12 protein-coding genes and 2 pseudogenes are annotated in these 17,759 nt (G+C 73.7%); 4 read left to right on the forward strand and 10 right to left on the reverse strand.

From position 1 onward, the window contains the following. Positions 1-4: 4 nt before the first annotated feature. From BS72_RS08075 to kdpF, 8 genes and pseudogenes are all read right to left on the reverse strand, one after another. Entirely contained in the window at positions 5-1,144 is a 1,140-nt protein-coding gene (locus BS72_RS08075) for an ABC transporter ATP-binding protein (protein WP_037909513.1), read from the reverse strand. A 209-nt stretch (positions 1,145-1,353) separates the two neighbouring features. Next, positions 1,354-2,103: pseudogene (locus BS72_RS08080) on the reverse strand (ABC transporter permease); the annotation flags it as partial. 188 nt (positions 2,104-2,291) lie between these two features. Next, positions 2,292-3,152 (reverse strand): molybdate ABC transporter substrate-binding protein, encoded by an 861-nt coding sequence (gene modA / locus BS72_RS08085; RefSeq protein ID WP_051950806.1) that lies wholly within the window; start codon positions 3,150-3,152, stop codon positions 2,292-2,294. Between the two features lie 257 nt (positions 3,153-3,409). After that, positions 3,410-4,093 carry a response regulator gene (locus tag BS72_RS08090; protein ID WP_037908309.1) on the reverse strand — a complete coding sequence of 228 codons (684 nt, stop codon included), beginning with the start codon at positions 4,091-4,093 and terminating at the stop codon, positions 3,410-3,412. Positions 4,094-4,229: 136 nt separating this feature from the next. Then, the gene (kdpC, locus tag BS72_RS08095; protein ID WP_037908311.1) at positions 4,230-4,847 is read right to left on the reverse strand and encodes a potassium-transporting ATPase subunit KdpC; all 618 of its coding nucleotides are present in this window, start codon (positions 4,845-4,847) and stop codon (positions 4,230-4,232) included. Between the two features lie 13 nt (positions 4,848-4,860). Next, entirely contained in the window at positions 4,861-7,014 is a 2,154-nt protein-coding gene (gene kdpB / locus BS72_RS08100) for a potassium-transporting ATPase subunit KdpB (RefSeq protein ID WP_037908314.1), read from the reverse strand. After that, positions 7,014-8,678: a potassium-transporting ATPase subunit KdpA gene (kdpA, locus tag BS72_RS08105; protein ID WP_037908315.1), complete on the reverse strand. Its 1,665-nt coding sequence runs from the start codon at positions 8,676-8,678 to the stop codon at positions 7,014-7,016. The genes kdpB and kdpA overlap by 1 nt, the downstream gene beginning before the upstream one ends. Further along, a complete protein-coding gene (gene kdpF / locus BS72_RS33090) occupies positions 8,678-8,767 on the reverse strand; it encodes a K(+)-transporting ATPase subunit F (protein WP_037908317.1) in 90 nt (29 codons plus the stop codon). The genes kdpA and kdpF overlap by 1 nt, the downstream gene beginning before the upstream one ends. Positions 8,768-9,325: 558 nt before the next feature. On the opposite strand from kdpF, the gene BS72_RS08115 reads away from it, so the two are divergent. Beyond that, on the forward strand, positions 9,326-11,278 hold the full coding sequence (locus BS72_RS08115; RefSeq protein WP_037908319.1) for an APC family permease: 1,953 nt from the start codon (positions 9,326-9,328) through the stop codon (positions 11,276-11,278). Between the two features lie 87 nt (positions 11,279-11,365). Here the strand turns inward: BS72_RS08115 and BS72_RS08120 are convergent, their stop codons facing one another. Together BS72_RS08120 and BS72_RS08125 are read right to left on the reverse strand one after the other, a co-directional pair. Continuing rightward, on the reverse strand, positions 11,366-12,055 hold the full coding sequence (locus tag BS72_RS08120) for a response regulator (protein WP_037908321.1): 690 nt from the start codon (positions 12,053-12,055) through the stop codon (positions 11,366-11,368). Between the two features lie 268 nt (positions 12,056-12,323). Beyond that, positions 12,324-14,813, reverse strand: a pseudogene (locus tag BS72_RS08125) (ATP-binding protein); the annotation flags it as partial. A gap of 589 nt (positions 14,814-15,402) precedes the next feature. Here BS72_RS08125 and BS72_RS08130 point away from each other — a divergent pair. From BS72_RS08130 to BS72_RS08140, 3 genes are all read left to right on the forward strand, one after another. Then, a complete protein-coding gene (locus BS72_RS08130) occupies positions 15,403-16,263 on the forward strand; it encodes a GNAT family N-acetyltransferase (RefSeq protein WP_051950807.1) in 861 nt (286 codons plus the stop codon). Positions 16,264-16,414: 151 nt separating this feature from the next. Next, positions 16,415-17,032 (forward strand): DUF6232 family protein, encoded by a 618-nt coding sequence (locus BS72_RS08135; RefSeq protein ID WP_037908323.1) that lies wholly within the window; start codon positions 16,415-16,417, stop codon positions 17,030-17,032. Next, positions 17,029-17,370, forward strand: coding sequence for a hypothetical protein (locus BS72_RS08140; protein ID WP_037908324.1), 342 nt, complete (start codon positions 17,029-17,031; stop codon positions 17,368-17,370). Before BS72_RS08135 ends, BS72_RS08140 begins: the two co-directional genes overlap by 4 nt. Positions 17,371-17,759 lie beyond the last annotated feature (389 nt).

Consider the following 17,759-nt stretch of genomic DNA (forward strand, 5'->3'; position numbering starts at 1 on the left):
GGGCTCAGGCCGGGTACGTGTGGACCAGGGCGGCGTCGACGGCCGCCCACACCGCGACCCCCTCGTACAGGCCGAGCTCGGCGACCGCCGGGGCACTGAGGTCGGCCGCCAGGGGCAGCCCGCCGTCCCGGACGGCCAGCGTGACCCTGATCCGGTGGCCGTGCGACTCCATCCCGGTGACGGCGGCCGCCCAGACGTTGGCCGCGCCGTCAGCGCCGGTGCCGGTGCTGACGCCAGTCCCGGTATCGCCGTCGGCGGGGCGGGTGCGGTGCAGGGTCACCGCGCCGGGCGGGAAGGCCGCGAACGCCGGGCCGGACACCTCCTCGGCGCCGGCCAGGACGAGCCCGGGGGCGATCCGTACGGTGTGCCCGGCCGCCTCGCCCCGGTAGAGGTTCAGCCCGACCAGCCGAGCCACGTAGTCGGTGCGCGGGCGGCGCGCGATCTCGGCGGGGGTGCCCGTCTGGGCCACCCGGCCGTCCTCGACGACGACCAGCCGGTCGGCGAGCACCATCGCGTCCAGCGGGTCGTGCGTGACGAGCACCGCCACCGCCTCGAACGCGGCCAGGTGGCGGCGCAGTTCGGCCCGCACGTCCAGCCGGGCGCCGGCGTCCAGCGCGGCCAGCGGCTCGTCCAGCAGCAGCAGCCGGGGCGCGGTGGCCAGCGCCCGGGCCAGCGCCACCCGTTGTGCCTGGCCGCCCGACAGCCGCCGCGGCTTGGCGTGCCCGTACTCCGCCAGGTCCATCCGCTCCAGCAGCCCGGCCGCCGCGGCCCGTGCGCGGGCCCGGGGGACGCCCTGGCAGCGCGGGCCGAACGCCACGTTCTCCGCCGCGCTCAGGTGCGGGAAGAGCAGGTAGTCCTGGAAGATCACGCCGACCGGGCGGTCCTCGGGCGCCACCCGGACCCGCCGCGCCGGCTCCTCCAGTACCCGGCCGTCCAGCCGCAGCCCGCCGCCGGTCAGCGGGTCCAGCCCGGCCAGCGCCCGCAGCGAGGTCGTCTTGCCCGCGCCGTTCGGGCCGAGCAGCGCCAGCACCTCGCCGGGCCCGGCCGCCAGTTCCACGTCCAGCCGGAAGGCCCCGCGGTCGACGACGAGGCGCGCGCGCAGCCCCGCGTCGCGGGGCGGGACCGCCGCGGCGTCGGCCGCCAGGGCGACCGGCACCGCCTCCCGGCGCCGGTCCGCCCGGCCGGTGAGCCGCGCGAGCGCTCGGCCCGCCGGGCCGGTGAGCCGCGTGAGCGCTCCGCCCGCCCCGGCCGCCAGCGCCGCGGCCCGCCGCCGCACCGGCCCCGGGGCGGCGCCGCAGCCGTGCCCGCCCGGGCTCCGGCGGCGCCGGAGCGGTCCGGGACGCCCATGCCGGTCCACCGCTCGCGCAGCGCCAGCAGCACCGTCACCGACACCGCGAGCAGCACCAGGCTGAGCGCGACCGCGGTGTCCGGGTCGTCCTGGAGGGCGAGGTACACCGACAGCGGCATCGTCTGGGTACGGCCCGGGAAGCTCCCCGCGAAGGTGATGGTGGCCCCGAACTCGCCCAGCGCGCGGGCCCAGGCGAGCACCGCCCCGGCCGCCACCCCCGGCGCCACCAGCGGCAGCGTCACCCGGCGGAAGGCCGTGAAACGGGAGGCGCCCAGTGTGGCCGCGGCCTCCTCGTACCGGGCGTCGGCGGCCCGCAGCGTGCCCTCGACGCTGATCACCAGGAACGGCATCGCCACGAACGCCTCGGCGACGACCACCCCGGCGGTGGTGAAGGGCAGGGTGACGCCGAACCACGAGTCGAGCCACTTCCCGAGCACCCCGTTGCGCCCCAGCGCCAGCAGCAGCGCCACGCCGCCGACCACCGGCGGCAGCACCAGCGGCAGCGTCACCAGGGCGCGCACCAGGCGCCGTCCGGGGAAGCGGGCCCGCGCCAGCAGCCAGGCCAGCGGCACCCCGAGCACCAGCGCCACGGCGGTTGCGAGGGTGGCCGTCTCCAGCGACAGCCGCAGCGCCTGCCAGACGGCCGCGCTGGTCAGCAGGGACGGCATCCCCCGCCACGGGGCGCGCACCAGCAGCGCGAGCAGCGGCAGCAGCAGGAAGGCCATGCCGACCAGCGCGGGCAGCAGCAGCGGCAGCGGTGCCGCGCCCGCGCCTCCGCGGGCACCCGCCCGCGCGCTCCGGCCGGCGTTCCCGCCCGCGAACCGCCGGCCGGTGCCGGTGCCGGTGCCGGCGCTGCCGTCCGCCTCGAAGTCCGCGCCGGAACCCGCGCCGGAACCCGCGCCCGCCTCGCGACCCGGGGCCTCGCCGGGGCCCGCCGACCGGGTCACGGGTTGAGGAAGCCCGCCTGGCTGAGCACCTTCTGGCCCTCGGTCGACCGCACCAGGGCGATGAACGCCTGGGCGCCCGTCGGGTTCGGCGCGTTCTTGAGGGCGTCGATCGGGTAGGCGTTGACCGCCTTCGCCGACTCGGGGAAGTCCACACCCTGCACCTTGCTGCCGCCGGCCTTGACGTCGGTCTGGTAGACGACCGCCGCGTCGACCTCCTTCAGCTCCACCTTGGTGAGCGCCGACTTGACGTCCTGCTCGTAGGAGACCGGGGTGAGCTTCAGGCCGCTGGCGGTGAGCGCGGTCTGCGCGGCCGCCCCGCACGGCACCGTCTTCGCGCACAGCGCGACCTTCAGCTTGGAGCTGGTCAGGTCCTTCAGCGTGCTGATGTGCTCGGGGTTGCCCGGGAGGGTGGCGATCTCCAGCTGGTTGCGCACGAACGTCTGCGGGGTGCCGGCGCCGTCGCCCTTGTCGGTGACCGTCTTCATCGTGGCCGGGCTGGCCGCCGCGAAGACGTCCGCCGGGGCGCCGTTGGTGATGCTGGCGGCGAGCTGGTCGCTGCCGCCGAAGCTGAAGACCACGTTGGTGCCGGGGTAGGCCGTCTGGAAGTCCTTGCCCAGGGTGGTGAAGCTCTCCTTGAGCGAGGCGGCGGCGAACACCACCACCGTCCCGGAGACCTTCGGGCCGGCGGCCGCCGTGCCGCCCGAGGCGCCGGCGGACGGCGTGGACGTGCCCGACGTGCCCGAGGAGGACGACGCGTCCGAGGAGGACGAGGAGGAGCAGGCGGCCAGCGCGAGCGAGGCGGCGGCACAGACCGCCGCCAGGGCCGCGAGGCCGGGCCGCGGGTAACGGGTCGTCACAGGAACTCTCCCTCTCTCCGCGCCTGCTCGGGCGCGGGACCCTGCTGATGATAGTTGCGCATCTGCGAGGGGAAAGACCGCGATGGGATCGCACACGCCAGACGATCACAGCGTACGGCCTGGTTCGTGCGATCCCCTGTGACGGCGGACGGGCGGTCCGGCGGCCCGGTTCCGAGGTCCGGCCCGGCGGTCCGGCGGCACAACCCCCCCGTCCTGAGGGCCCGGGACCCCGAGGCACCGCGGCCCGGTCCGGCGGCTCAGAGCTCCAGCCGGTACCCCATCCCGGGTTCGGTGACGAAGTGCCGCGGCCGGGCAGGGTCCGGCTCCAGCTTCCGCCGCAACTGCGCCATGTAGACGCGCAGGTAGTTGGTCTCGGTGCCGTAGCCGGGGCCCCACACGTCCTGGAGCAGCTGCCGCTGCGTGATCAGCCGGCCGGGGCTGCGCGCCAGCGCCTCCAGCAGGTGCCACTCGGTGGGGGTCAGCCGCACGTCGGAGCCGTCCCGGCTGACCTTCTTCGCCGCCATGTCGACGGTGAACGACGCGGTGGTCAGCAGCGAGTTCTCCGGTCCGGGCGCCGGCTCGGCGCGGCGGCGTACGGCGGCCCGCATCCGGGCCAGCAGCTCGTCCATCGCGAACGGCTTGGTGACGTAGTCGTCGGCGCCGGCGTCCAGCGCCAGCACCTTCTCGTCGGAGGCGTGCCGGGCGGACAGCACGATGATCGGCACGCGGGTCCAGCCGCGGATGCCGGTGATCACGTCGACGCCGTCCATGTCCGGCAGCCCGAGGTCCAGCAGCACCACGTCCGGGTGCCGGTCGGCGGCCATCCGCAGGGCGCTCGCCCCGTCGCCGGCCGCGTCGACCTCGTAGTGCCGGGCCCGCAGGTTGATGGCCAGGGCCCGGACGATCTGCGGTTCGTCGTCGACCACGAGGACTCGGCTCACACCGGCTCCTTTCCCAGTAGTTGCCTCGGTAGTTCACCGGACGGCGGTCCCGGCCGCTCCGCCGCTGTCCGCCGTCCGGTGCGCGCACACCGGTCGGCGGCGCGGCGGGATTCCCCGCCGCGCCGCCGACCGCCGGTCACTTGATCTTGGCCAGATCCAGGTTGAGCGTCACCACGTCCACGTAGGAGTTCCCCAGGAACCCGGCCGCGCGGCCGTGGGTGTTGTCGGAGACGAGTCCCCGGACCCGCGCGGTGGTGAGCCCCCGGGCCTGGGCGACCCGGGCGACCTGCTCGGCCGCGTAGGCGGTGGAGATGTCCGGGTCCAGGCCGGAGCCGGAGGCGGTGACCGCGTCGGCCGGCACGTCGGCCGGGGCCACGTGGTCGAACGCCGCGACGGCGGTCCGCCGTTCCTTGATCGCCTTCACCAGGCCCGGGTCGTTCGGGCCGAGGTTGGACGCGCCGCTCGCCAGCATGTCGTAGTCGCTCGCCGAGGGGCGCGGCTGGAAGAACCTCGGGTCCGGCCGGGCCGCCTCGTTCGGGTCGTCGGGGTTCTTCTTCGGCAGGTCGAAGCTCTGGCCGATGAGGCTGGAGCCGACGGTCCGGCCGTTCTCCTTGAGCAGTGAGCCGTTGGCCTGGCCGGAGAAGGCGGTCTGGGCGATGCCGGTGATGACCAGGGGGTAGGCCAGCCCGCAGATCACGGTGAACACCAGCAGCATCCGCAGAGCCGCCAGGTGGTTGCGCAGCAGGGTGAGCATGACGTGGCCTTCCTTACCTGATCCCGGGGATGAACTGGACGATCAGGTCGATGAGTTTGATGCCGACGAACGGCAGCACCAGGCCGCCCAGGCCGTACACCCAGATGTTGCGGCTGAGGAGCTTGGCGGCGGACGACGGCTTGTAGCGCACGCCGCGCAGCGCCAGCGGGATGAGGGCGACGATGATCAGCGCGTTGAAGATGATCGCCGAGGTGATGGCCGAGGTCGGGCTGTGCAGGCCCATGACGTTGAGGTGGCGCAGTCCGGGGTAGACCCCGGCGAACATCGCGGGGATGATCGCGAAGTACTTCGCCACGTCGTTGGCGATGGAGAAGGTGGTCAGCGCGCCCCGGGTGATGAGGAGCTGCTTGCCGATCTCCACGATCTCGATGAGCTTGGTCGGGTTGGAGTCCAGGTCCACCATGTTCCCGGCCTCCTTGGCGGCCGAGGTGCCGGTGTTCATGGCCACGCCGACGTCGGCCTGGGCCAGCGCGGGCGCGTCGTTGGTGCCGTCGCCGGTCATCGCGACGAGCCGGCCGCCCTCCTGCTCCTTCTTGATCAGCGCCATCTTGTCCTCGGGCGTGGCCTCGGCGAGGAAGTCGTCCACGCCGGCCTCGTCCGCGATGGCCTTGGCGGTCATCGGGTTGTCACCGGTGATCATCACCGTGCGGATGCCCATCCGGCGCAGCTCGTCGAACCGCTCCCGCATGCCCGCCTTGACGACGTCCTTGAGGTTGATGACGCCCAGCACCGTCGCGGTGTCGGTGCCGCCGCGGCTGACCACCTCGCCGACGACCAGCGGCGTGCCGCCGCTGCCGGCGATCGCGTCCACCATCGGGCCGACCTCGGCGGTGGGGTGGCCGCCGTTCTCGCGGATCCACTGCATGACGGCGGTGGCGGCGCCCTTGCGCAGGCTGCGCCGGCTGCCCTCGCCGGCCGCCTCCCCGACGAGGTCCACGCCGCTCATCCGGGTCTGCGCGGTGAACGGCACGAACTCCGCGCCGTGCAGCTCGCCCTCGGCCCGGCCGCGCAGGCCGTACCGCTCCTTGGCCAGCACCACGATGGAGCGGCCCTCGGGGGTCTCGTCGGCCAGCGAGGACAGCTGCGCCGCGTCGGCCAGCTTCTCCAGGGAGACGCCCGGCGCCGGCAGGAACTCGGCGGCCTGCCGGTTGCCGAGGGTGATGGTGCCGGTCTTGTCCAGCAGCAGCGTCGTCACGTCGCCTGCCGCCTCCACCGCCCGGCCGGACATGGCCAGCACGTTGCGCTGCACCAGCCGGTCCATGCCGGCGATGCCGATCGCCGACAGCAGAGCCCCGATGGTCGTCGGGATCAGCGCCACCACCAGCGCGGCCAGCACCACGATGGACTGCTCGGCGCCGGCGTAGATCGCGAACGGCTGGAGGGTGACCACCGCCAGCAGGAACACGATGGTCAGCGAGGCCAGCAGGATGTTCAGCGCGATCTCGTTCGGCGTGCGCTGCCGGGACGCGCCCTCCACCAGGGCGATCATCCGGTCGATGAACGTCTCGCCGGGCTTCGAGGTGATCTTGACGACGATCCGGTCGGAGAGCACCTTCGTGCCGCCGGTGACCGCGGACCGGTCGCCGCCGGACTCGCGGATGACCGGGGCCGACTCGCCGGTGATCGCCGACTCGTCGACGCTCGCCACGCCCTCCACCACGTCGCCGTCACCGGGGATGACCTGCCCGGCCTCCACGACGACGTGGTCGCCCAGCCGCAGCTCCGCGGCCGGCGCCTCCTCCTCACGCGGCGCCACGGCGCCGTGCCGCCAGTCGACCAGCCGCCGCGCCACCGTGTCGGTGCGGGTCCGGCGCAGCGTCTCGGCCTGCGCCTTGCCGCGGCCCTCGGCGACGGCCTCGGACAGGTTGGCGAAGACCACGGTCAGCCACAGCCAGGCGGTGATCACCCAGGCGAAGACGCTGGGGTCGCGTATCGCCTCCAGGGTGGTGAGCACCGACCCGACCTCGACCACGAACATCACCGGGTTGCGGACCATGATCCGCGGGTCCAGCTTCCGGCACGCGTCGGGCAGCGAGACGAGCATCTGCTTCGGGTCGAGCAGGCCGCCGGCGACCCGGTTCTGCCGCTCCTGCGGTGGGGTGTCCCCCGGCTGTACCGGGGGTTCGAGGGTGGTCAGGGACGACATCAGTGCAGACCTTCCGCGAGCGGACCCAGCGCGAGCGCCGGGAAGTAGGTGAGCCCGACCACGATGACGATCACCGCGGTCAGCAGGCCGACGAACTGCGGCCGGTGGGTGGGCAGGGTGCCGGCCGTGGCGGGCACCGGCTGCTGGCGGGCCAGCGAGCCGGCCAGCGCCAGCACGAAGACCATCGGCAGGAAGCGGCCCAGGATCATGGCCAGGCCCAGCGCGGTGTTGTACCAGTTCGTGTTCACCGACAGGCCGCCGAAGGCCGAGCCGTTGTTGTTGGCCGCGGAGGTGAAGGCGTACAGCACCTCGGAGAAGCCGTGCGGGCCGGAGTTGAGCATCCCGGCGCGCTCCCCGGGCAGCGCCATGGCCAGGCCGGCGCCGACCAGCACCACCGTCGGGGTGGTGAGGATGTACAGGGAGGCGAACTTCATCTCCCGGCCGCCGAGCTTCTTGCCCAGGTACTCGGGGGTCCGGCCGACCATCAGACCGGCCACGAAGACCGCGATGATCGCCAGCACGAGGATGCCGTACAGGCCCGAACCGGTGCCGCCGGGCGCGATCTCACCCAGCATCATGTTGAAGATCGTCATACCGCCGCCGATGGGCGAGTACGAGTCGTGGAAGGAGTTGACCGCGCCCGTCGAGGTCAGCGTGGTGGAGGTGGCGAAGAGCGCCGACCCCCAGACGCCGATCCGCTGCTCCTTGCCCTCCAGCATGCCGCCGGCCGCGTGTCCGGCCTGGCTGCTGACGCTGTGCAGCTCGTTGACGGTGATCACCGCGACCGAGGCCGCCCAGATCAGGCCCATGACGGCCAGGATCGCGTAGCCCTGGCGCTTGTCGCCGACCATGCTGCCGAAGGTGCGCGGCAGGCAGACCGCCACCACCAGCAGCAGGTAGACCTCCAGCACGTTGGTGAACGCGTTGGGGTTCTCGAACGGGTGCGCGGAGTTGGCGTTGTAGAAGCCGCCGCCGTTGGTGCCCAGGAGCTTGATGACCTCCTGCGAGGCCACCGGGCCGCCCGTCATGCTCTGGCTGCCGCCGGTGATGCTGTGGATCGCCTCCACACCGTGGAAGTTCTGCACCGTGCCGGCCGCGATCAGGACGATCGCGAAGACCACCGAGATCGGCAGCAGCACCCGCAGCGTGATCCGGGTCAGGTCCACCCAGAAGTTGCCCACGCGGTCGGTGCGCTTGCGGGTGAAGCCGCGGATCAGCGCGGCCACCACGGCGACGCCGACGGCCGCGGAGACGAAGTTCTGCACCGCCAGGCCGGCCATCTGCACCAGGTGGCCCATCGTCGTCTCACCCGAGTACGACTGCCAGTTGGTGTTGGCGACGAAGGAGGCGGCGGTGTTGAACGCCACCCCCGCCGGCACGTTCTTCATGCCCACGGACAGCAGCAGGTGGCTCTGGAACCGCTGGAGGGCGTAGAGGAACAGCATCGACAGCAGCGAGAACGCCAGCACGCTGCGCAGGTAGACCGGCCAGCGCTGGTCGGCGTCGCCGTCCACGCCGCCGATCCGGTACAGCACGCGCTCCACCCGCAGGTGCTTGGCGGAGGTCAGCACGCGGGCCATGTAGTCGCCCAGCGGCCGGTAGGACAGGGCCAGCACGGCCAGCAGAGCGAGGATCTGCAGCCAGCCGGCGAGGGTCTCGTTCACTAGAACTTCTCCGGGTGGATCAGCGCCAGCACCAGGTAACCGATCAGGGCCACGGCACAGACGAGTCCGACGATGTTCTGGGCGCTCACAGCCGCTCCACCCCCTTGGCCACCAGGCCGATGACGGCGAAGACGGCGAGTGTGAGAAGGACGAAGATCAGGTCAGCCATGCGGGGTACCCCGGGCACTCGTTCGGTGGACGGAACCGCCTGCCGTGCCGTCGACGCACTCCGTTCCGGCAAGGCGGTGCCGGCCTCTGGGGGCCGGCCCACCCACTACATCTCGGCCACGGCCCGGCAGCCCTCGGCGTTAGCGCCTTCCTGACGCGCCCCGAACGCCCTTGACACGGCCTTGACGCGCCCGTCCGCGCGGCCTGGGGCGGCTACGGTGCGTAGGCTGGCCGGCGAAGGACCCGCCACGCCCCCGCGCGGCGGCCGGAAACCGCTCTCGGAACCGTCCCTCCGCCGTCCCCCGGCAGCCGCCGGAGGCGTGTGGTAGTGGTTCGGCCCGGGACGGGTAGGCGCCCCCGCCGGAGCCGGAACGGGAGCGATCTTGACGCGACGGTGACCGAGTGCGCCTGAGTACAACCGACAGTGACCAAGACTGCGACCGACCGAGACCGACTCAGACCGTGAGGAGAAGGCGCCGATGACCGCCGACGCCGCCGAACCCCACCGCCTGCGCGCCTGGCTGCTGGAGGGGCTGACCGACATGGGCCGCCAGCCCGTCGGCCCGCCCCCGGCCAAGGCCGAGGTACCCGCCCACGAGGGCCAGCGCTGGTGGCGGGTGATGTGCCTCACCGGCGTCGACTACTTCTCCACCCTCGGCTACCAGCCCGGCATCGCCGCCCTGGCCGCCGGGCTGCTGTCGCCCATCGCCACCCTGGTGCTGGTCCTCGTCACCCTGGCCGGGGCGCTGCCGGTCTACCGGCGGGTGGCCGTGGAGAGCCCGCACGGCGAGGGCTCCATCGCCATGCTGGAGCGGCTGCTGTCCTTCTGGAAGGGCAAGCTCTTCGTGCTGGCGCTGCTCGGCTTCGCCGCCACCGACTTCCTCATCACCATGACCCTGTCGGCCGCCGACGCCTCCACCCACCTGGTGGAGAACCCGCACTTCAACGCCGCCCTGCACAGCCACCAGATGCTCATCACGCTGCTGCTGCTGGCGCTGCTCGGCGCGGTCTTCCTCAAGGGCTTCCTGGAGGCCATCGGGGTGGCCTTCGTCCTCGTCGGCATCTACCTGGTGCTCAACGTGGTCGTCGTCGTGGACGGCCTCTACCACGTGGTCTCCGCGCCGCAGCTGGTCACCGACTGGCGGCACGGCCTGACCACCGAACGGGGCAGCGTCGCCACCATGATCGGCGTGTCCCTGCTGATCTTCCCCAAGCTGGCCCTGGGCATGTCCGGCTTCGAGACCGGCGTCGCGGTGATGCCGCACGTCAAGGGCGACCTCGGGGACACCGAGGCGCACCCGAAGGGCCGCATCCGCGACACCCGCAAGCTGCTCACCACCGCCGCGCTCATCATGAGCTGCTTCCTCATCACCACCAGCTTCATCACCACGGTGCTGATCCCGAAGCCCGAGTTCCAGGCCGGCGGCAAGGCCAACGGCCGCGCCCTGGCCTACCTCGCGCACACCTACCTCGGCTCCGCCTTCGGCACCGTCTACGACTTCTCCACCATCGCCATCCTGTGGTTCGCCGGCGCCTCCGCGATGGCCGGCCTGCTCAGCCTCATGCCGCGCTACCTGCCCCGCTACGGCATGGCCCCGCACTGGGCGCGCGCGGTGCGGCCCATGGTGCTGGTCTTCATCCTGGTCGCGTTCCTGGTCACCTGGATCTTCGACGCCAGCGTGGACAAGCAGGGCGGCGCCTACGCCACCGGCGTCCTGGTCCTGATGAGCTCCGCCGCCATCGCGGTGACGATCTCCTCCCGGCGGTCCGGCCGGCGCCGCTGGGCGATCGGCTTCGGCGTCATCGCGGTGGTCTTCGTCTACACCACCGTGGACAACATCGTGGAGCGGCCCGACGGCGTCAAGATCGGCGCCTGCTTCATCGCCGGCATCGTCCTGGTGTCGCTGCTGTCCCGGCTGGCCCGCAGCTTCGAGCTGCGCGTCACCAGCGTGGAGCTCGACCCGATGGCGGAACGGTTCGTCCGCGACGTGGCCAGCCGCCGGGTGCGGCTCATCGCCAACGAGCCGGACCGCCGCGACGAGGCCGAGTACCGCGACAAGGCCCGCCAGATGCGTGCCGACAACGACATCCCGGCCGAGGACGACCTGGTCTTCGTCGAGGTGACGGTCGGCGACCCGTCCGAGTTCGAGTCCGCGCTGACCGTCCGCGGCGAGGTGCTGCACGGGCGCTTCCGGGTGCTGGTGCTGGAGAGCGCCACGGTGCCCAACGCGCTGGCCGCGCTGCTGCTGCACATCCGCGACACCACCGGCAGCTCGCCGCACATCTACTTCGAGTGGACCGAGGGCAACCCGCTGGCCAACCTGACCCGGTTCTTCCTCTTCGGGCACGGCGAGGTCGCCCCCGTCACCCGCGAGGTGCTGCGCGAGGCCGAGCCGGACCGGTCCCGCCGCCCGCACGTGCACGCGGGCTGAGGCGGTGCGGGCGGGCCGGGATCGGGTCCGGGATCGGGACCAGGTCGCGGATCGGAATCGGGTCCCGGATCGGGATCGGGATCGCCGTCACGGCAGGAAGCGGTAGCCCAGGCCCGGCTCGGTGACCAGGTGGCGCGGCGCCGACGGTTCCGGCTCCAGCTTCCGGCGCAGGCCCGCCATGTAGATCCGCAGGTAGTTGGTGCGCTTGACGTACTGCCCGCCCCACACCTCCGTCAGCAGGTCCCGCCCGGTGACCAGCCGTTCCGGGTTGCGCAGCAGCATCGCCAGCAGCCGCCACTCGGTCGGTGTCAGGTGCACCGCCGGCTCCTGCGGGTCACCGCCCGCCCGGGTCACCCGGTAGGCCCGCAGGTCCACCGTGAAGGCGCCGACGTCCACCCGGTCCGGCGTGTCCGTGCCGGCCGGCCGGCGCAGCACCGCGCGCAGCCGGGCGGCCAGCTCCTCCACCGCGAACGGCTTGACGAGGTAGTCGTCGGCGCCCGCGTCCAGCGCCGCCACCCGGGAGTCCACGCCCGTCCGGCCGGACATCACCAGCACCGGCACGCTGCTCCACGCCCGCAGCGACTGGAGCACCTCCAGGCCGTCCAGGTCCGGCAGGCCCAGGTCGAGCAGCACCGCGTCCGGACGGCGGCCGGCCGCCAGCCGCAGGGCGGTGCCGGCGTCCGAGGCGGTCACCACCGCGAAGGAGCGGCGTGCCAGGGTCGTACGCAGCACCCGCAGCATGGTGGCGTCGTCGTCGACGACCAGGACGGACGTCATCAGGACTCCTCGGCGGCGGGCCCCGTCCCGGGCCGCTCCGGCGCATCCGGCGGCGGAACGGCGGCGGGGCGCTCGGCCGCGGCGGGCGAGGCAGGGGCGGTGGACGTGGCCGGCACGGCGCCGGGGCGCCCAGGCCGGGGAGCGCGGCCTCCGGGCAGTCCGGGTCGTCCGGGTCGTCCGGGTCGTCCGGGCGGACGTCTCCGGGGTCGGTGTGCCGGGCGGCACGCTGTAGCGCGCCCTGGCCCTGCGCGGGGAGCGGCGGCGGGGGCGCGGCCGGCAGCGAGAGCACCATCGTCAGGCCCCCGCCGGGCGTGTCCTCGGGCGTCAGCGTGCCGTGCATCGCCTCCGTCAGCCCGCGCGACAACGCCAGGCCCAGCCCCAGGCCGGTGCTGTTGTCGTTGTCGCCCATCCGCTGGAACGGCTCGAAGGCCCGCTCCCGGCCGGCCGCCGGCAGCCCCGGCCCCCGGTCCACCACCCGCAGTTCCACCCGGTCGCCCAGCGCGCTGGCGGTGAGCACCACCGGCCGGCCGGGCGGGGCGTGCCGGACGGCGTTGCTCAGCAGGTTCGCGATCACCCGCTCCAGCAGCGGCGGGTCGGCCAGCACCGCGGGCGCCTCCTCCAGCCCGTGCGTGTCGACCTCCTCCGCGTCCGAGGGCAGCGCCTCCAGCGCGGCCGGCAGCACCTCCTCCAGCGCCGTGGCCCGCAGCCGCAGTTGGAGCGCCCCCGCCTGGAGCCGGCTCATGTCCAGCAGGTTGTCCACCAGCCGGCTCAGCCGGGCCAGCGACTCCTCGGCCGTGGCCAGCAGCTCCTCGCGGTCCTCGGCGGAGAAGTCCACGTCCTGGCTGCGCAGCGAGCTGACCGCCGCCCAGCCCACCGCGAGCGGCGTCCGCAGGTCATGGCTGACCGCGGCCAGCAGCGCGGTGCGCATCCGGTCGGCCGCCTTCACCGGCTCGACCTCGGCGACCGCCTCCGCCAGCCGGGCCCGCTCGGCCGCCGCCGCCACGTGCGCGGCGAACGCGGCCAGCACCCGCTGGTCCGAGGAGGACAGGGTGCGGCCGCGCAGCACCAGCTCCAGGCCGGAGCCGGCGGCCACCCGCACCACCGCGGCGCCGTCCGCCTCCGGGAGGTCGCCGCCGGGCTCCACCAGTTCGGCGCTCTCCATGCCGAACGCCTCCCGGGCCCGCTCCAGCAGCGAGGGCAGCACGTCGCCGCCGCGGACGATGCTGCCGGCCAGCGAGGAGAGCGTCTCGGCCTCCGCGGTGGCCCGCGCGGCCCGCCGCGACAGCCGCAGCGAACGGTCCACCACCGCCGCGACCGTCCCCGCCACCACCGCGAACACCACCAGGGCCAGGATGTTGTTGGGCTCGGCGATGGTGAACCGGCCCACCGGCGTGATGAAGTAGTAGTTGAGCAGCAGCGACGCCGTCACCGACGCCACCACCGCCGACACCACCCCGCCGAAGCACGCCACGCCCACCACGGCCAGCAGGTAGAGCAGCGCCTCGCTCGTCAGGTTGAGGCTGCCGCGGTCGCTGGCCAGCGCCATGGTGAGCACCACCGGCAGCACCAGCCCGGTCGCGGGACCGGCGAACAGCCGCCACGAGGTCAGCGTGCGGCGCCGCGAGGGCAGCAGTCTCCCGTGGTTGGCCCGCTCGTGGGTCACCATGTGCACGTCGATCTCGGCGGAGCGGCCGACGGTCGTCTCGCCGATGCCGCGGCCGACCAGCCGCTCCCACCGGCGGCGGCTCGACGTGCCCAGTACCAGCTGGGTGGCGCCGGCCGCCTTGGCGAACTCCAGCAGCGCGGAGGGCACGTCGTCCCCGACCACCGAGTGGTAGCTGCCGCCCAGGCTCTCCACCAGCTGCCGCTGCCGGGCCAGCGCGGCGGGGGAGGAGCCGACGGCCAGGCCGTCGCTGCGGGCCACGTGCACGGCCAGCAGGTCGCCGCCGGCCGAGCGGTCGGCGATCCGGGCCGCCCGGCGGATCAGCGTGCCGCCCTCGGGGCCGCCGGTCAGCGCGACCACCACCCGTTCCTTGGTCTCCCACACCCGCCCTATGCCGTGCTCGCTGCGGTACCGGTGCAGCGCCTCGTCCACCCGTCCGGCCACCCACAGCAGCGCCAGCTCCCGCAGGGCGGTCAGGTTGCCGATCCGGAAGTAGTTGGCGAGGGCCGCGTCGACCTTCTCGGCGGAGTAGACGTTGCCGTGCGCCAGCCGCCGGCGCAGCGCCTCGGCCGGCATGTCCACCAGCTCGATCTGCTCCGCCCGCCGCACCACCTCGTCCGGCACGGTCTCCCGCTGCGGCACCTCGGTGATCTTCTCGACGACGTCGTTGACCGACTCCAGGTGCTGGATGTTGACCGTCGTCACCACGTCGATGCCGGCCGCCAGCAGCGTCTCCACGTCCTGCCAGCGCTTGGCGTTGCGGCCGCCCGGCGGGTTGGAGTGCGGCAGCTCGTCCACCAGCGCGATCTCCGGCCGGCGTTCGAGCACCGCGTCGAGGTCCATCTCGGTGACGGTGGTGCCGCGGTACTCGCGGACCGCCCGCGGGACCACCTCAAGGCCCTCCAGCATCGCCAGGGTGCGCTCGCGCTTGTGGCACTCCACGAACGCCACCACCACGTCGGTGCCGCGGGCGATCCGGCGGTGTCCCTCGTCCAGCATCCGGTACGTCTTGCCGACGCCCGGCGCCGCGCCCAGGAACACCTTCAGCCGGCCGCGCCGGGACCGCTGCGGGACGGGCGTGAGCAGCTCGGACACCCTCCGGGCCTGCTCCAGCGCCTGTTCGTGCGCCTGCTCGTACGACTGGCCGGCCGACCGGTTCAGCGGCTGTGCCGGAGCGGCTCCGGCCGTGCGGGGCGTGCCCGTGCCGGGGGCCGACTCGTCGGGGCGGTCAGGGCCCGAGGGGCCCGAGGGGCCCGAGGGGCCCGAGGGAGCGGAGGAGGCGGAAGCGGCGGCCATGGAGGGGCCTCCCGGGGCGGGGCCTGTGCGGACGATCATCACGTCCAAGCAACCCCGCGCCGGCCCCGCGCGACCAGAGTGTTGACGCTTTCCTGCCGCCTCGCCCCGGCACCTTGACGCTCTCTTGACGTGGCGTCGGCTCGCGTGCCCGGAGGGCCTTGCCCCGGCGGTCCTGCGGGGCGGTCGCGGGTGGCCGAGGGGTACGCCGCCCGGCCGTCGTCCCGGCGGGGCAGCCGGACCGGGCGGACCCACGCGCGGACGTACGGGAAGCGTGCGGGACGGCGTACAGGGCCGGCGAACGGGCCGGCGAACGGGGTGGCGGACGGGTGGCGCGGGCGGCCGCGAAAAGGAGCGGAGCCACCAACCGTGATGATCATAGGATCGGCGGATGGACGTCGTCTCGCTCGGGTACCGGACGGATCTGATGCTGCGGCGGATGGCCGGCGCCGCCGTCACCGACCAGGGCTCGTACCTGGCCGTGCGCACACCGGCCAACCCGGGCTTCTGGTGGGGGAACTTCCTCCTCCACCCCGAGCCGCCGCTCCCGGGCGACGCGCGCCGGTGGGCGGAGCGGTTCGCCGCCGAGTTCCCCGGCGCCGCCCACCTCGCCATCGGCGTGGACGGCACACGGGGCGCGACGGGCGACCCCGCCGAGCTCGAACGGCTCGGCGTGACGGTCGAGACGCTGACCGTCCTGACGGCGGACCGGCTGGCGCCGCCGGCCCGCCCGGCCCCCGGCGCCGTCCTCCGCCCACTGGCCGGCGACGACGACTGGGCGCAGGCCGTTGAGCTGAACCTCGCCTGTGCCGAGGGCCCGACGGGACCCTCGGCACAGGCGAACCACCGGCTCTTCGCCGAACGGCGGACGGCCGAGGCCCGCGCGCTGTGCGAGGCCGGGCACGGAGCCTGGTTCGGCGCCTTCGCCGACGGCCGGCTGCTCGCCGGGGCGGGGCTGTTCGGCGACGGCGGCGGGCTCGCGCGCTTCCAGAACGTCGAGACCCACCCGGACGTCCGGCGCCGCGGGCTGGCCACGCACCTCGTGCACCATGCCGGCGGCTGGGGGCTCGGGGCGTTCGGCGCCCGCGCCACCCTGGTGATCGTCGCCGACCCCGACCCCGACCACCACGCCATCGGCGTCTACCGCGCCCTCGGCTTCGCCGACGCCGAGCAGCAGGTGCAGCTGACCCGCCCACCCGCGCCCGCCGTCTCCACCGAGCCTGCCGTCTCCGCCGCGTCCGAGCGGCCCTGAGCGCGGCGGCCGGCCGGCGTCGTCAACCTCCCATCCCGGCCGCGCCCTCTCCTCCGCGTAACCGACTTGCGCCGAGGCCGGGTTACGTGGTCAATAGCCTCACCAAACCCATCGGAAACCGCCCGCGAACCGCTCGACCTCAGGGGGATTCATGGCAACGACGGAACCTCCGGGGCACTTCGACGTGCCTCCGCCGCCGACCGCGCCGCCGGCCGCACCGCCCGTGTTCGCGCCCAGCGTCGACCTGATGGTCAGCAAGCGGCTGCTCTGGGTCGGGGGTGCCTGCTACCCGCTGGAGAACGTCGCGCGAGTGCACACCCTCACCATCCATCCCCGGCGCAAGGAGGCGGTGGTCCTCTTCCTCAGGAGAAGCGTGATCATCGCGGCCGTGACCATCGCCCTCACCATCATCGGCGGCCTGACCTTCCTGGGGAGCCGGGACGCGGGCAGCGGACTGCTCACCCTCGTCTACCTCGGGGCGGCGGCCGCCGGGGTCTACTCCCTCGTGGAGATGATCCAGGTCCTCACCGCCCAGCCGCACTTCGTGCTGGCCGTCGAGACCGCCGGTCCGTCCCAGGCGGTGGTGACCAGCCGGAACCCGCAGCTGCTGAACCAGCTCGTCCGGCAGATCGCCGACGCCATCGAGAACCCCGAGGCCCAGTTCCAGGTGACGGTGGAGAGCATCTCGTTCAGCCCGAAGCACTACTACTTCGGGGACAACGTCAACATGTACGGGGGCAGCGGCAACGTGGGAATGGCGGGGGCATGAGCACCAACCACTACTACGGCGACAACGTGAACATGTACGGCGGGCAGAACAACGTCGGCATGATCAAGAACCAGACGGTGCCCGCGGCGCCCGAGTCGGCCGAACTCCGGGCGGTGGTCCAGGAGCTGCTGCACCTGGTCCGGGAACTGCGCGCCCAGGTACCGCCGTTCAGTGTGCGGACCATCGACGAGGCGCTTCCGGTCATCACCGCCGACGCCACCGTGCCGGCCCAGGAGCGGCACCGCGCCCTGATGGCCGTAGCGGGCATCGCCGCGACGGTCGGGGCGGTGGGCCTGCCGGTCGTCGACGCCGTCAACAGGATCCTGGAACTGCTGTAGCCGAGGGGGCGGGACGCGGCCGGCCGGCGAGCGCTCCCGCCCCCTCCGAGGGCGGTACATGAGATGGCCTCCGTACGGCCATGCCGACGCGGGTGGGTGGGCCGGGGGCCCGTCGCGCGGTCCGGCCCGGGGCGGCGAAGCCAACCGCGTCCGGAACGTCGTGCGTTGGTGATCATCCGGGCCGAGGGCCGGTCACACGACGCGATGAGGCTGAAGCGCATGCGCCCCGGAGGACCGGGGCGGGACGGCGGGACCGCACTCGGTCCCGCCATGGTCTGGTGGAGAGCGACGACGGCGACTCCGGCGACTTCGCCGCGGCGGAGAACACCGCGGCCGGGCTCGGCGCGACCGAGATCTCCAACAGCTACGGCGGGCCGGAATCGGGCTCC

This window comes from Actinacidiphila yeochonensis CN732 (genome assembly GCF_000745345.1).
Classification (GTDB): Bacteria; Actinomycetota; Actinomycetes; order Streptomycetales; family Streptomycetaceae; genus Actinacidiphila; species Actinacidiphila yeochonensis.